At 69.8% G+C, this 14,364-nt stretch carries 16 protein-coding genes and 1 tRNA gene; 10 read left to right on the forward strand and 7 right to left on the reverse strand.

Going from position 1 to position 14,364, the window contains the following annotated elements; all coding sequences use genetic code 11:
• Positions 1-78: 78 nt before the first annotated feature.
• The 4 genes from ACHFFZ_RS12790 to ACHFFZ_RS12805 all read right to left on the reverse strand — a co-directional run bounded on the left by ACHFFZ_RS12790 (position 79) and on the right by ACHFFZ_RS12805 (position 2,581).
• The gene (locus ACHFFZ_RS12790; protein WP_394276989.1) at positions 79-777 is read right to left on the reverse strand and encodes a DUF3618 domain-containing protein; all 699 of its coding nucleotides are present in this window, start codon (positions 775-777) and stop codon (positions 79-81) included.
• Positions 774-1,244, reverse strand: a complete 471-nt coding sequence (locus ACHFFZ_RS12795) for a phage holin family protein (RefSeq protein ID WP_394276990.1) — start codon at positions 1,242-1,244, stop codon at positions 774-776. Before ACHFFZ_RS12795 ends, ACHFFZ_RS12790 begins: the two co-directional genes overlap by 4 nt.
• A complete protein-coding gene (locus tag ACHFFZ_RS12800; protein WP_394276991.1) occupies positions 1,241-2,035 on the reverse strand; it encodes a hypothetical protein in 795 nt (264 codons plus the stop codon). The genes ACHFFZ_RS12795 and ACHFFZ_RS12800 overlap by 4 nt, the downstream gene beginning before the upstream one ends.
• A 291-nt stretch (positions 2,036-2,326) precedes the next feature.
• Positions 2,327-2,581 (reverse strand): hypothetical protein, encoded by a 255-nt coding sequence (locus ACHFFZ_RS12805; RefSeq protein ID WP_394276992.1) that lies wholly within the window; start codon positions 2,579-2,581, stop codon positions 2,327-2,329.
• A 299-nt stretch (positions 2,582-2,880) separates the two neighbouring features.
• On the opposite strand from ACHFFZ_RS12805, the gene ACHFFZ_RS12810 reads away from it, so the two are divergent.
• A complete protein-coding gene (locus ACHFFZ_RS12810; protein WP_394276993.1) occupies positions 2,881-3,789 on the forward strand; it encodes an AEC family transporter in 909 nt (302 codons plus the stop codon).
• Between the two features lie 20 nt (positions 3,790-3,809).
• Here ACHFFZ_RS12810 and ACHFFZ_RS12815 read toward each other — a convergent pair whose 3' ends face one another.
• Positions 3,810-5,213, reverse strand: a complete 1,404-nt coding sequence (locus tag ACHFFZ_RS12815) for a trehalose-6-phosphate synthase (RefSeq protein WP_394276994.1) — start codon at positions 5,211-5,213, stop codon at positions 3,810-3,812.
• A gap of 130 nt (positions 5,214-5,343) precedes the next feature.
• Between ACHFFZ_RS12815 and otsB the strand changes: the two genes are divergently transcribed.
• The 4 genes from otsB to ACHFFZ_RS12835 all read left to right on the forward strand — a co-directional run bounded on the left by otsB (position 5,344) and on the right by ACHFFZ_RS12835 (position 7,311).
• On the forward strand, positions 5,344-6,225 hold the full coding sequence (gene otsB, locus ACHFFZ_RS12820) for a trehalose-phosphatase (protein WP_394276995.1): 882 nt from the start codon (positions 5,344-5,346) through the stop codon (positions 6,223-6,225).
• 38 nt (positions 6,226-6,263) lie between these two features.
• A tRNA-Ile gene (locus ACHFFZ_RS12825) sits at positions 6,264-6,340 on the forward strand.
• 54 nt (positions 6,341-6,394) lie between these two features.
• Complete coding sequence (locus tag ACHFFZ_RS12830; protein ID WP_394276996.1) at positions 6,395-6,622, forward strand: amphi-Trp domain-containing protein; 228 nt, start codon at positions 6,395-6,397, stop codon at positions 6,620-6,622.
• Positions 6,619-7,311 (forward strand): hypothetical protein, encoded by a 693-nt coding sequence (locus ACHFFZ_RS12835; protein ID WP_394276997.1) that lies wholly within the window; start codon positions 6,619-6,621, stop codon positions 7,309-7,311. Before ACHFFZ_RS12830 ends, ACHFFZ_RS12835 begins: the two co-directional genes overlap by 4 nt.
• A 37-nt stretch (positions 7,312-7,348) precedes the next feature.
• Here the strand turns inward: ACHFFZ_RS12835 and ACHFFZ_RS12840 are convergent, their stop codons facing one another.
• Both ACHFFZ_RS12840 and ACHFFZ_RS12845 read right to left on the reverse strand, forming a co-directional pair.
• Complete coding sequence (locus ACHFFZ_RS12840) at positions 7,349-8,146, reverse strand: HAD family hydrolase (protein ID WP_394276998.1); 798 nt, start codon at positions 8,144-8,146, stop codon at positions 7,349-7,351.
• Positions 8,146-9,120 (reverse strand): hypothetical protein, encoded by a 975-nt coding sequence (locus ACHFFZ_RS12845; RefSeq protein ID WP_394276999.1) that lies wholly within the window; start codon positions 9,118-9,120, stop codon positions 8,146-8,148. Before ACHFFZ_RS12845 ends, ACHFFZ_RS12840 begins: the two co-directional genes overlap by 1 nt.
• A gap of 323 nt (positions 9,121-9,443) precedes the next feature.
• Between ACHFFZ_RS12845 and ACHFFZ_RS12850 the strand changes: the two genes are divergently transcribed.
• From ACHFFZ_RS12850 to ACHFFZ_RS12870, 5 genes are all read left to right on the forward strand, one after another.
• Positions 9,444-10,517 carry an AAA family ATPase gene (locus ACHFFZ_RS12850; protein WP_394277004.1) on the forward strand — a complete coding sequence of 358 codons (1,074 nt, stop codon included), beginning with the start codon at positions 9,444-9,446 and terminating at the stop codon, positions 10,515-10,517.
• Between the two features lie 3 nt (positions 10,518-10,520).
• On the forward strand, positions 10,521-11,594 hold the full coding sequence (locus ACHFFZ_RS12855; RefSeq protein ID WP_394277000.1) for a DUF58 domain-containing protein: 1,074 nt from the start codon (positions 10,521-10,523) through the stop codon (positions 11,592-11,594).
• Positions 11,591-12,568: a VWA domain-containing protein gene (locus ACHFFZ_RS12860; protein WP_394277001.1), complete on the forward strand. Its 978-nt coding sequence runs from the start codon at positions 11,591-11,593 to the stop codon at positions 12,566-12,568. The genes ACHFFZ_RS12855 and ACHFFZ_RS12860 overlap by 4 nt, the downstream gene beginning before the upstream one ends.
• A gap of 14 nt (positions 12,569-12,582) precedes the next feature.
• Entirely contained in the window at positions 12,583-13,551 is a 969-nt protein-coding gene (locus ACHFFZ_RS12865; protein ID WP_394277002.1) for a VWA domain-containing protein, read from the forward strand.
• A 64-nt stretch (positions 13,552-13,615) separates the two neighbouring features.
• Positions 13,616-14,320 (forward strand): YggS family pyridoxal phosphate-dependent enzyme, encoded by a 705-nt coding sequence (locus tag ACHFFZ_RS12870; protein WP_394277003.1) that lies wholly within the window; start codon positions 13,616-13,618, stop codon positions 14,318-14,320.
• Positions 14,321-14,364 lie beyond the last annotated feature (44 nt).

Here is a 14,364-nt window from a genome sequence, read left to right on the forward strand (position 1 = left end):
TTCTCCGCACCCACTGGGTGCGGCCCCGCCGCTGTTCTTTCTGCTGGACCTCGGTGAGGCAGGGCCTTCAAGGCCTGGTCAGGCCTTCTTGACCTGCTCGGCCGACTGCTTGGCCGACTCGGCAACCTCGTCCTTGGAGGACTGGGCCTGCTCGGTCACGTCCTGCTTGACGAAGGCGGCCTCGTCCTTGACGACCTGGGCCGACTCGGCGGCGCTCTGCTTGACCTGCTCGGCAGCCTGCATCGCGGGCTCCTTCAGGCTGGCAGCGGCGTCCTTGGCGAGGTCCTGGGCCTGGTCGAGGTAGGGCTGGGCCTGCTCCTTGGCCTGCTCGACGTAACGCTTCTCCACCTTGGTGGAGGGCACGAGGCCACCGGCGAGGGCGCCGAGGCCGAAGGCCACGAGACCTGCAGCCAGCGGGTTGCCGCGGGTGGTGCGACGAACCTGGCGGGGAGCGTCGGCGACGTTCTGGCGAACGCCCTCGGCAGCATCGGCCGCGCGGTCACGAGCCTCGTCGGCACCCATCGCGGCGCGGTCGCGCAGCTCCTGGGCCTTGTACTCGGCCTGGCCGACCACGCCATTGTCGTAGTAGTCATCCTCGCGGCCGAAGATGCGCTCCTTGACGTCGCCCACCTTCTCGGCAACGCCCTCCTTGGCCTTCTCGACCTGGTTCTGGGCGATGTTCTTCGGGTTGGCCTCGTCGGCCAGCGCGTTGACGTCCTGGCTCAGGTTGGCGCGGGTGCGCTCGATGTCCTGGCGGATCTGCTCGGGGTTGCTCATCGGTTCTTCTCCTCATTGCCCTTCAGGGCGTTGGGAATCTTCTTGGCGGTCTCGGTGGTGCGGGGAAGGCCGTCGACCTCGTCGAACTCCTTCTTGCCCCGCTGGGCCAGGACTGCGGCGACGATGCCCCACAGCACTGCCATGATCAGGCCAGCCCAGCCGAGGGCCGGGTGGTCGTGGTTGCCGATCAGCACGGCCAGGGTCCACCAGGCGGCGAGGCTGAGGAAGGTCAGGGCCAGGTGGGCAGCGATGCCGGCTCCACCGACCATGCCAGCACCCTTGCCTGCGCGAGCGGCGTCCTGCTTGATCTCGGCCTTGGCGAGCTCCATCTCCTGGTGGACCAGGGTGCTGAAGTTCTCGGTCAGGTCCGAGACGATCTCGCCGAGCGAGCGGGGGTCCTCGACCTTGCCCTGGGCCGCAACGCCGTGGGCGGTGGGGCGGTCACCCGGGACGTGGGCGCCGCTCATCGGGTGCTTCCCGGACGGTCCTGGCCACGCAGGGGGTCATTGCCGTAGGGCTGGTCCTGCAGGTGGCCGGCCTCGCGGTCCAGGGGACGCTCGACGTGGGCGTAGCCGTACTCGACGTTCGCCTGGTCCTGGGCGTAGCGACGCTCGGTGTACTGGGGCTCGGTGTACTGGGGCTGGGTGTACTGGCGCTCCGGCACCTCGTAGCCCTCGCTGCGGAAGCGGCTCTCGCCGAACTGCGCACGGCGCTGGTAGGGGTTGGTGTCCAGCTCGGCGTCGCTGGCCAGGTCGCGGGTACCGCGGGCGAGGCGACCGGCAAGGAGACCGGCGCCGGCGGCGATTGCCAGGAAGGTGCCGGGCTTGCGGGCGGCGAAGCGACGCACCTCGAGCACGATGTCGTCGGGGCTGCTCTGCTCGAGCCACTGGGCCAGGTTGTCACCGCGGGTCGCGAGGTCGGAGACGAACTCGGCGACGGGGCCGCTGGCGGGCTTGCCCTGGCCGAGCTGGGTCAGCTCGCCGCTGAGACCGCGCACGGTGGTGGCGATGGCGTTCTGGCCATCGTTGGCACGTGTGCGGAACTCGCCCACGGTGCTGTCGATCAGGGTGCGAACCTGGTCGCGGGCCTCACCGGCCACCTGGGTGGCCTCGAGCTTGGCGGTCTCGGCCACCTGCTGACCACCCTCGACGGTGGCGTCCTTGAGGTCGGCGGCCTTGACCTTCGCCTCGGTGGCGACCTGCTCGGCCTCGCGCTGGGCCTGGTCGGCCTTCTGGTTGGGCTTGTTGGTCTTTGTCATGACTCTAGGCTCGCCGACTCCGACCCCGACCCGACACCAACCACGCCAGAAGATACCCTTAGGGGTGGGGCGTTTTCGCTGTGGGCGTCGGGGCAGGGCCGTGACGGCTCAACAGGGGTTGGGAGAGCCCATGTCAGTGACCTGCTCGATGCCCCAGTGGCCCGGCTCGCAATTCATCACACTCCTTTGCTTGCACACCTCGCACGCCTTCCCGGGGCCGTTGAACTGCACGGTCCAGACGAGCTTGTCGGTGCAGTGGTCGCACCCCTCGAGGTCGTCGACGGCGGGCCATCATTGGGGCACTTCTTGAGCGGCATCGTCACCGATCGGCCGGGAGCCGTCGCGGGTGGCGGGCAGCCGCACCAGGGCGACGCCCTTGGCCTTGTCCAGCCCGACCAGGTCGCCACGCACTATGCCCGTGCTGGAGCGGACCGCGATCGAGGCGGCATCGGTGAACGACGGGGCAGCGGTCATCATCAGGTCGTCTGCGACGAAGAAGCCGCTTCCCTGGTTGAGTCCGACGCAGTTGTTCACCTGCACTCGCACGAGGCCACTGCCCCATGGGTTGGAGTGGCCACTACGCCGGCGCCGGCCGGGGGCTGGGCTGGAGGACGCGGAGGCGGTGCCGGTCGGCATCTGGTCGTCGGCTGGCGTGCCCGACGAGCAGCCCGCAACAAGGCCGAGTGCGAGCACGGCGACGGACAGGTGGACGCACCTGCCCGAGTACGCATGGCACCGTCCTGTCAGACGAACCCCGCCCCCGGGCATCCGGCGGCGGCAACCCTCGGCAACACAGCCCTGCCCGGGGGAGGGGTCCTAGGGTGTCCGGGAAGGGAGTGAGTCCGATGGAGATCCTGGTGAAGGCGCTGTCGCTCGTGGCGATCATCGCCACCGGCTACGGCATCAAGAGGATCGGCTGGGTCACCGTGGACGACTTCCCGATCTTCGCCACCATCGTGCTCAAGGTCACGCTGCCGTGCGCCCTGGTCACCAGCTTCAACAGCCAGCGCATCGATGCCGCCCCATTGCTGGTGCTGGCGAGCGCGGGCCTTCTGGTCAACCTCGTGATGCAGGTCGCCGGGGTGCTGCTGGAATCGCGTCGCGGCCGACAGGAGCAGGCCTTCGCCGTCATCAATGTCCCCAGCTTCAACATGGGCGCCTTCGCCATTCCCTACCTGTCGGGCTTCATGGGGCCCGCTGCCGTGGTCCATGCGAGCCTGTTCGACATCGGCAATGCCTTCGCCGCCGCAGGGATCGCCTATGCCTGGGGGACCTCCTTGGCCGACGAGGAGCGCCGGACGAGCGTGCGGGGCTTCGTGCACTCCATGCTCAGCTCGGTGGTCTTCGACGTCTACCTGGTGCTGGTGGCGATGCAGCTGCTGGACCTGCGCTTCCCCGCGCCGGTGATCACCTTCACCACCACCGTCGGATCGGCCAACACCTTCCTGGCCATGCTGATGATCGGCATCGGCCTGGAGGTGAAGCTGGACCGCAGACGCTATGGTCAAGCCGCCCGCTACCTGCTCGTGCGCTACGCCATCTGCATCGTGCTCGCTCTGGGTGTGTGGCAACTGCCCCTGCCGCAAGACTTCCGGCTACTGCTGGTGATGGTGCTCTTCGCCCCCATTGCCGCCATGGCGCCCGGATTCACCTCAATCATCCGTGGCGATGTCACGCTGAGCACCTTCATGACCAGCGTCAGCATCGTGGTGGGCATCATTGCGATGCCCACCCTGCTGACGGTGTTGGGCTGACGGTGTTGGGCTGACCGGGCTCAGGCGCCCAGGTCGCGCAGGAAGTCCTTGGCCCAGTCGTCGATCTGGTGGCTGAAGACCTGCTTTCGCAGCGCCCGCATCCGCCGGCGACGCTCCGACTTCGAGTCAGTCGCAGCCTTCAGGATCGTCTGCTTCATGCCGTTCAGGTCGTGCGGGTTGCACTGGTAGGCCTGCTTCATCTCCTTCGCGGCGCCGGCGAACTCGCTGAGCACCAGCGCGGCATCGTCGTCCTGGTGGCAGGCGACGTACTCCTTGGCCACCAGGTTCATGCCGTCGCGCAGCGGGGTGACCACCATCACGTCGGCGATCGAGTACATCGCCGCCATCGTGGTGCGCGGGAAGGAGTCGTGGCGGTAGGCGATCACCGGACGGCCGATGTCGCCCTCCTGGGAGTTGATCCGGCCAACAAGCAGGTCGATGTCGTCGCGCAGCTTCTTGTACTCCTCGACGCGCTCGCGCGAGGGGGTGGCCACCTGCAGGAAGACGGTCTCTGCCGGGTCGAGCTCGTCGTCGCGGAAGAGCTCGCCGAAGGCGCGGATCCGCTGGCGCAGGCCCTTGGTGTAGTCCAGCCGGTCGATGCCCAGGAAGATCGTGCTCGGATTGCCCAGGTTCTCGCGCAGCTGCTGGGCCTCCTCCTGCACCGCCGGGTCCTCGGCCAATGCCTTGAAACCGTCGGCATCGATCGAGATCGGGTAGGCGCGGGCCTTGACGGTGCGGCCGTCGGGCATGGTGATCGTGTCGCGCGTGGCCTGCACGCCCGAGAGCTGCTTGGCCAGACGCACGAAGTTGTGCGCCCCGCCGGGCAGCTGGAAGCCGATCAGGTCTGCGCCCAGGAGTCCCTCGACGAGCTCCTTGCGCCACGGCAGCTGCTGGAAGAGCTCCTGGGGCGGGAAGGGGATGTGCAGGAAGAAGCCGATGCGCAGGTCGGGGCGCAGCTCGCGCAGCATCGAGGGCACCAGGTGCAGCTGGTAGTCCTGCACCCACACCGTCGCGCCCTCGGCGGCGTTGGCGGCCGCGGCCTCGGCGAAGCGCTGGTTCACCTGCTTGTAGGTGTCCCACCACTCGCGGTGGAACTCCGGCGGCGCCACGACGTCGTGGTAGAGCGGCCAGAGAGTCGCGTTGGAGAAGCCCTCGTAGAAGTCCTCGACGTCCTGGCTGTTCAGCGGCACCGGCACGATCGAGTAGCCCTCGTGCTCGAAGCCGTCAATGGTTTCGTCGGGGGCGCCGTGCCAGCCGATCCAGGCACCGCCCTTGCGCTTCATCACGGGCTCGAGGGCCGTCACCAGGCCGCCGGGGGAGGTTCGCCAGACGGGCTGTCCGTCGGCATCGGTCTTGCGGTCCACCGGAAGGCGGTTGGCCACCACGAGGAAGTCGGAGAGTTCAGCGTTCTGGGTCTGGGGCATGGATCTCAAGTCCTTCGCACTGGTCGGTTCACCTTCCATCCTACCCAGCGTCGGAGCTGCACCGCCGGCCCACGGTCTCCGCCCGGTCGTGGTGACGTGGGTGCAGCCCCGCTCGTGGCAGGCTGGGGCCATGAGCCTGGAGACAGCACAGATGCCCACCGACGGCACATGGCGCGCCGTCACCCCCGAGGGAGCACAGGCCATCGAGCAGGTCGCGGCCATGGCAGCCCAGGTGCTGCTGGTCAGCGACTTCGACGGCACCCTGGCCCCGATCGTCGACGACCCCACCCAGTCACGGCCGCACCCGGCAGCGCTGGAGGCCTTCGCGGGCTTGGGCCGGCACGTGGCCCAGCTGGCCGTGGTCACCGGCCGCGAGGTGCAGGTCTGCCGCCAGCTCGGCGGCTTCGAACGAGTGCCCGGCTTCGAGAAGCTCGTCGTCCTGGGCCAGTATGGGCAGGAGTCGTGGGATGCCGCCACCGGTGAGGTGGCCCTGCCGCCGGTACCGGAACAGGTGACCGCGGCCCATCAGGAGCTCGAAGCCCTGGTCGCCTCGGCTGGGCCCGAACTGGACGGTGTCGTGCTGGAGGACAAGGGCCGCGCCATCGGCGTGCACACCCGTCGCGCCGCGGATCCCGAGGGCGCCTTCGTCGCACTCCAGGCCCCGGTGGCCAGAGTCGCCCAGGCCCACGGCCTGCTGCTGGAACCCGGTCGCCACGTGATCGAGGTGCGCAGCTCCGCCATCACCAAGGGGGACGCCATCCAGAGCCTGGTCGACCGCTTCAGCCCTGGCGTGGTGGTGATGATGGGCGACGACCTGGGCGACCTGGCCGCCTTCGCCCGCGTCGTCGAGCTGCGCGAACAGGGGATCGTTGGCATCAGGGTCGTCGCCGGCTCGGCCGAGCAGCCCGACGTCGCGGCCCAGGCCGACGTATTGTGCGACGGGCCCTCCGGCATCGCCGCCTGGCTCCAGGACCTGCTGGCCCGGGTGGAGCGGGTGCGCAAGCAGGGCTAGTGTTGACGCACCGGCACGGGGGAGTACCCCCGGCCTGGGGGGCGTTGGCGCAGCCGGTTAGCGCAGGGTGCTCATAACACCTCGGTCGCGGGTTCGAGCCCCGCACGCCCCACCATCACCAGTCGCGCGACCCCTCGACATGCAGGCCATCGCCGGATTGGATGGTGCCATGGGAGACGAACTCTACGAACACGAGACCAAGCAGACGATGACCCGTGAGCAGGCCGCCGAGCGCCTGCGCGAGATTGCCGACGGGCTGTCCCGCCACAACGAGGTCCGGGTGCGCCACGGCGACCGGGACATGGTCTTGGCCGTCCCGTCGACGGTCCAGCTCGAGGTCGAGGTGGAGGTGGAACCCGGCAAGGAGTCCGAGCTCGAGATCTCTATCAGCTGGTGAGCACTATCGCGATTGGCCTCGACGACTTCCGCGCCCTGGCCCGCAGCGCCCCGTGGCTGTGGCGTTCCTTCACTGCCGTGGTCACCAACGCCGAGGGTGGCTCCGTCGATTTCGGGCGCGAGCCAATCCGCGTCACCACCAACCGTGACGGTGCCCTCGAGGCCACGCGTCTTGACGGGGAGGTACTGAAGAGCGAGCGCGCCACGCCGGGGGAGTGGCCAGATCGTGACGCCCTGCTGGCCGAGGCGACCCGTCGGCCCGACGGCCTGGTCACCCACCGCGTCGACAGCCCACCCGACCTGGACTGCGCCCTGATCCAGTCCTACCAATGGGTGGCCATCACCGACCCCCGGGAGCTCGTTGAGAGCGCGTGGTCCGGCGAAGCGAGCGACGCCCTCATCGAAGACCTGCGTGTCGAGGTCATCGATGGGCGAGAGACCTGGTGCGCCACGGTCACTCCGGCCCAGGACTACGACCCACGCTGCTCCTGCTGCGCCTTGATGACGGGCACGGTGAGCCTCGCCATTGACCAGATTGGTGACTGGGAGGACCGTGCTCGTGGGGCTTCGACGCGCTTCGCCGTCGGCCTCGACCGGCAGACGGGCGTCGTGAGCCACCTGCGCCACCTCGACGGGAAGACCGCCGGAGAGGGCTGGGACATTCGGATCGAGTCGGTCGCGCCGCACTGATTGTCCGGCCGTACTGGCAATCAGGACAGACCGGCCGTCAGGACAGGAAGCGCTCGATCTCCCGGCCCACACCCGAGTCGTCGTGGTGCCCGGCCCGCGGGAAACCGGCATCCACCAGCAGGGGGTGCGCGTCGGCCATCGCATAGCCGTGACCGACCGCGTGCAGCATCGCCAGGTCATTGGGCATGTCGCCGAAGGCCAGGGCGTGCTGCAGGTCGACGCCCAGCTCGGTGGCCAGGATCTGCAGTGTGTGTGCCTTGGTGACGCCCAGGGCCGAGACCTCCAGCAGCCCGATGGGCCCGCCGATCGACCACGTGCAGGTCAGCCGGTCCTCGCAGACCTGCATCAGCACCTCGGCCAGTTCGTCGCTGGAGTGCACGGTGGAGCTGACCAGCAGCTTCACGAAGGGCTTGGCGGTGATGATCTCCTCCAGGCTTCCCACCAGCTCGGCCTCCACCAGGTCGCCGCGCAAAGGGCACTCCGGCTCACGGCCCCACCCGATGCCATATTCCACGCCGAAGCTGATGTGATCGCAGCGACGGCGCATCTCCTGGGCCACCTCCAGACAGACCTCGGCAGGCACCGGGAAGGACTCCAGGATGGTCTCCTCGGCAAGGTCATAGACCACGGCGCCATTGCTGCTGATCACATAGGGGTGGGCGGAACGGATCGGATCCAGGCACTGCAACCAGCGCGCCGGGCGACCCGTCGCCACGACGAAGGGCACCCCCAGCTCGGCCAGGCGCAGCACCGCAGCCGCATTGGCCGGGCTCACCTGCTTGGCAGAGTCGAGGAAGGTGCCGTCCAGGTCGCTGGCCACCAGCGAGGGAATCATCACAGCCTCCGGTTCGGTGTCGGTGTCCCGGCATCGCCCGAGGCGCTGCCCGAGGGCATCGGGGACTCCATGGACGGGCGGTCCGAGGGAGTGGTCGGCTGGGCACTGGCCGACCGGCTCGGATCGGGCGATCCACTGGCCGGGCTGGGCGAGGCCGAGCTCGGTGACGGAGAGCCGCTGCCCTGGCTCGGCGAGGCAGAACTGGGCGGGGCCGACGTGGGCGACTGGCTCGGGGGCGGCGACTGCGACTGGCTCTGGCTCGGCGGCGGCGAGGTCGGGATCGGCGGCGGTGGGGGAGCCGGCGGCTTGTTCTGGAAGAGCAACACGGCGATCAGCAGCGCCAGGGCGGCCAGCAGCACCATCAGCAGCCAGCTGACCGCGATCGACATCCATCCGGCGCGGTCATGGCGCCCCGGCCACGGAAGCGGCCAGGCCCGCCAAGGCCCGGGACGTGGCTCGTCGATCCAGTGCAGCCGGTAGTCGGGGCCCGAAGGGGTTCCCAGCGGCGCGGTGGAGGACAGGTCGACACAGCGCAAGAGCCGCACACCCTCCTCAACCGCGGCATCGCTGGCGTCATGGGCCAGGGCCACCCAGGGGGTCTGGATCGAGCCGTCCGGAGCTGCAGGAGCACTGGTGTCGCTGACGAAGCGATGGCCCAGGCGTCCCTCGTCCTGCCCCCGCCCGCCGCGGGCCACGACGGTGTCGATGTGCAGCTTGTTCACCTCACCGGCGAGCCGGTCGCGGCAGGCGGCGTCGTGGCCGGCGCCGTCAGAGAGCACCACCAGCATCACCTGGCGTTCGACGCCGCGTGAGTCGGGCCCGTGTGCCTGGTAGGCCACACCAGGAGGGCCGGCCACCAGGCGGGCATCGAGCCAGAAGTCGCCGATCCGCGGCGGGTCGGTGGGCAACAGGGGTGCCGCGAACCGCCCGCTGGCGGCGGCCGGCTTGTGCTGGTCTGGGGGCTGGCTGGTCATCGGGTCCATCTCACCACACGCGACCAAGCATCCAGCGGCCACGAAGGCGGCCGCGACCACGCGCGTCGTGGCAGGAACTCGGGGCTCGGCTGGAGAGGTATCGTGAAATCCGCGTGTGTTCGCAGCCCGACGCACACCACCGCCGACCCCGTCGTGTGGACAGGCCGACCAGCCCAGGAGACAGTCACGTGAGCAGCACCCCCGAGTACGCCGCCGGCGAGCCCCAGACCCCTGCCGTCGAGGCTGGCCAGCCCGAGGCCGCCCCCGCGCAGGCAGCGGGCCAGCGGGCCGGCACGACCGAGGAGGTCGCCCGGGCCGCGCAGGTGCTCGGCGAGGCCATCGCCCAGGTGCAACGCGTGATCGTCGGCCAGGAGCACATGGTCGAACAGCTGATGGTGGGCCTGCTCGCCAAGGGCCACATCCTGCTCGAGGGCGTCCCCGGCGTCGCCAAGACCCTCGCGGTGCGCTCCTTCGCCACCGTCGTGGGCGGTGAGTTCGCCCGCGTGCAGTTCACACCGGACCTGGTGCCCTCCGACATCGTCGGCACCCGCATCTACTCGGCGTCCAAGGAGAGCTTCGACATCGAGCTCGGCCCCGTCTTCGTCAACTTCGTGCTCGCCGATGAGATCAACCGCGCCCCCGCCAAGGTGCAGTCCGCGATGCTCGAGCTGATGGCCGAGAAGCAGGTCTCCATCGGTGGCGTCACCTACCCGGCCAAGAAGCCCTTCAACGTGATCGCCACCCAGAACCCGGTGGAGTCAGAGGGCGTCTACCCGCTGCCCGAGGCCCAGCGGGACCGTTTCCTGCTCAAGGTCGACGTGCCCTATCCCAAGGGCGACGAGGAACTCGAGATCCTGCGCCGCATGTCGGTGTCCCCACCCGAGCCGGTGCAGGTGCTCGACCCGCAGACGGTGCTGGAACTGCAGGACCTGGCCAGCAATGTGTTCGTGCACAACCTGGTGGCGGAGTACATCGTCCGGTTGGTGCTGGCCACGCGCACCCCTGCAGACTTCGGCATGCCCGACCTCGCCAGCGTGATCGAGATCGGCTGCTCCCCGCGTGCCACCCTCGGCCTGGTCTCCGCCGCCCGAGCGCTTGCCCTGATCCACGGTCGCGACTACGTGCTCCCCACCGACGTGCAGGCCGTGGCCCGCGACGTGATGGCGCACCGCCTGGTGCTGGGATTCGACGCCGTGGCCGACAACATCGAGCCCGCCCAGGTCGTCGAGCGCATCCTGGCGATGGTGCCACCGCCCACTCCGGTGTGGAACGAGCGGACCCCGGCCCAGCAGCCAGCCGCGCCCGTACAGCCGTCGCAGCCGCAGGATCTGGGCCAGTTCCCGCCGCCCCAGCAGCAGGCCCCGCAGCCTCCCGCCAATCCCTACGACCCCCGCTGACCCATGACCTCGACGCCCACCTTCCAGGCGCCCGGGCCCGCCCAGCCCGGCCGTGACCGTCCCGACATCGGGGCGGCCGGCAGCGTGCTCGCCCCACCCGCCGGCGCGACGCTGCCGCTGGGCAAACTGGCTCCCGAGGCGGCCCTGCGACGCCTCGAACTGACCATCGTGCGTCGCCTCGAGGGCTTCCTGCACGGCGACCACCTCGGCCTGCTGCCGGGGCCGGGTGCCGACGCCCACGACGCCCGGCAGTACCAGCCCGGCCAGGACGACGTGCGCAAGATGGACTGGGCCGTCACCGCCCGCACGACCATCCCGCACGTGCGCGACACCATCGCCGATCGGGAACTGGAGGTCTGGGCGCTGCTCGACGTCACCCCGTCGATGAACTGGGGCACCGAGGGGGTCACCAAGCGTGACCTGGGCATCGCCGCGATCGCCACGATCGGCTTCCTGAGCCAGCGCATGGGTGACCGTTTCGGCGGCATGATCATGCGCCAGGACCAGGTCAAGCGGCTGCCGGCCAGCAGCGGGCGCACCGCCCTCTACGGGCTGCTGCGCAAGATGCTCGACGAACCGATCGTGCCCGACCGTGCCCCCGGTGGCATGACCCTGGCGGCCGGCATCGAACAGCTCGCCCGCACCCAGCGGCGCCGAGGCATGCGCGTGGTCGTCAGCGACTTCCTCACTCCCGGTGACGCCGAACTCGATCCTGAGGTCGAGCCGGAGTGGGAACGCGCCCTGCGACGCCTCGCGGTGCGCAACCAGGTGCTGTGCATCGAGGTGGTCGACTCCCACGAGATCACCTTTCCCGACGTAGGCGAACTGCTGATCCGCGACCCGGAGAGCGACTTCGCCCGCTACGTCAACACCTCCGACCCGGCCGCCCGCGCCAGGATGGACGCCGCAGCGGCCGCCCAGCGCGAGCGGACCCGGATCGCGATGCGCCGTGCCGGGGTCGGCCACATCCAGCTGCGCACCGACCGCGACTGGGTCGCCGACATCGCCCGCTTCGTGCTGAGCTACCGGCGCACCGCCGCGATCCTGCACCAGCCACCCCAGGGGGTCACGCGATGATGCTGCTGGTCTCGCTGCTGTCCTGGCCCGACTTCAAGCAGCCCGAGAGGCTGTGGTCGCTGGTGGTGCTACCACTGCTGGTGATCGCCTACCTCTACCTGCTGCGCCGCAAGGGCCGCACCGGCATCCGCTACACGAACACGGCGGTGCTCTCCCGCGTGCTCCCGCGCCAGTCCCAGTGGCGCCGCCACCTGGCTGTCGCCATGAGCCTGTGCTCGCTGGTGGCGCTGGCCATGGCCTGGGCACGTCCGATGGGCCTGGAGAAGGTCCCTCGGGAACGCGCGACGGTCGTGGTGGTGATCGATTCCTCACAGTCGATGATGGCCGCCGACGTGAAGCCCAACCGGCTGGATGCAGCGAAGAAGGCCGCGAGCGACTTCATCGCCACCCTTCCCGAAGGCTTCAACGTCTCGGTCGTGGCCCTCAACGGCAACCCCTCGGTGCGGATGCCACCCAGCGTCGACCGCGCCGCCACCCAGCGCGCGATCGACGGCATCGAGCTGGCCGACGGTACCGCCATCGGTACCGCCATCGACGTCAGCCTCAATGCCATCAAGCAGGCCCCACCCGGTGACGGCGACAAGCCCGCCCCCGGCATGGTCGTGATGCTCTCCGACGGCGCCAGCACCGACGGCGCCGACCCGCGCACCGCCGCGGCCAAGGCCCGCACCGCCAAGGTGCCGGTGCACACCATCAGCTACGGCAAGTCCACCGGCTACGTCGACCTGGACGGCAAACGCGAGCGCGTGCCACCGGACCCGGCCGCGCTGAAGGAGATCAGCCGCATCACTGGCGGCAAGTCCTGGAGTGCCGACTCTGCCGACCAGCTGAAGGATGTCTACAAGGACGTCAAGACCCAGGTCGGCCACGAGGAGGTCCGCAAGGAGCGCACTGCCCAGTACGCCCTGTACGCGCTGGCCTTCGCCACCATCGCCGCGCTGGGCGCCGTCTCGATGGCTGCACGGTGGCCGTGATGAGGACCCTGTTGATGACCCCCACCCCGCTGCTGCTGGAGTTCATGCGCCCCGAACGCCTGTGGTTCCTGCTCATGGTGCCCGTGATCGGCCTGCTCTACGTCGCGCTGAACTCGCGCTTTCGCCCCACGCCGGGGCTGCGGCGCACCCGCCTGGACCTGGTCATCCCCAAGGACTCGGCCTGGAAGCGCCACGGCGCCGTCATCCTGGCCCTGGCCTCGCTGGCCTCGCTGGTGGTGGCCTGGGCGATGCCGAAGGCCTACACCGACGTGCCGCGCGACCGCGCCACCGTCGTGATCGCCATCGACGTCTCGCGTTCCATGGTCGCCACCGACGTGCAGCCCAACCGACTCGAGGCGGCCCAGGCCGCGGCCCAGGCCTTCACCCGGCAGCTGCCCGAGCGCTTCAACGTCTCCCTGGTCAGTTTCGCCGCCACCGCCCAGATCGTCGTGCCGCCCACCACCGACCGCGGAGCGGTGGACCGGGCCATCCAGAACCTGGAGGTGGCCCCGTCGACGGCCATCGGCGAGAGCATCTACACCTCGCTGGACGCCCTCAAGCTGGTGCCGCCGGACCCGAAGGCGCCCAAGGAGACCGCACCAGCCGCCATCGTGCTGCTCTCCGACGGCGCGACGAACATCGGCCGACCCTCGCTGGTGGCTGCCCAGCAGGCCCGCAAGCAGTCGGTGCCGGTCTACACGATCGCCTACGGCACCGCGCACGGCTACGTGGTGGAGGGCGGGCAGCGCCAGCCGGTGCCGGTGAACCATGCCGAGCTGTCGGCCGTGGCCAAGGCCTCGGACGGCAAGAAGTTCGCGGCCGCCAGCCGCGACGAGCTGGAGGCCGTCTACCAGACCATCGCGCGGTCGGTCGGCTACGAGAAGGTGTACACCGAGGTCACCGACAAGTACGCGGGCCTGGCGCTGCTGCTGGCGGTGCTGGCCTCCCTGGGGGTCATCTCGCTGGGAGCACGCTGGCCCTGAGGCCGCCGGCCCGTGTCCCGGTCCTGGGTGGCGGGCACGGCTCCGCAGTGGTTGATTGGATGCCATGTCCAGCATCAGCCAGAACCTTGCCGCCGTCGAAGCCCGCATCGCCGAGGCCTGCGCCGCCGCCGGACGTGACGCGGCCAGCGTGCGCCTGCTCCCGGTGAGCAAGACCCACCCGATGGCGGCGATCCGCGAGGTCGCCAGCCACGGCTACACGCTCTTCGGCGAGAACAAGGTGCAGGAGTTCGTCGCCAAGGCATCCGAGGTGGCCGAGGGGGAGCAGGTGCGCTTCAGCGTGATCGGGCACCTGCAGACCAACAAGGCCAAGCAGGTCGCGGAGCTGGCCAGTGAGTTCCAGTGCCTCGACTCGGCCAAGATCGCCACCGCACTCGACCGTCGCATGCAGGCCCTGGGACGTCGCCTGCCGGTGCTGATGCAGGTGAACTCGTCGGGCGAGCCGCAGAAGTCGGGCATCGCGCCCGAGGAGGTCGATGCCCTGGTCGCCGAGCTCGAGGCCTGTGATGGCCTTGATGTCCGCGGCCTGATGACCGTCGCGGTCAAGGGCCCCGACGACCAGGTGGCCGCCTGCTTCGAGCGGATGACCGCCCTGCAGGAGCGCCTGCGCCAGGACCAGGCACTGGGCTCGTCCTGGGACGAACTGAGCATGGGCATGTCGGGGGACCTCGCCCTGGCGATTGCCCACGGCTCGACCTGTGTGCGCGTGGGCACCGACATCTTCGGCGCCCGCGACTACTCCCGGGCCTGAGCCGGCTTCCGTCCCTACGCGCCGGGGGCGCCCATGCACAGATC

The sequence above is a fragment of the Luteococcus sp. genome (genome assembly GCF_043424415.1).
Classification (GTDB): domain Bacteria; phylum Actinomycetota; class Actinomycetes; order Propionibacteriales; family Propionibacteriaceae; genus Luteococcus.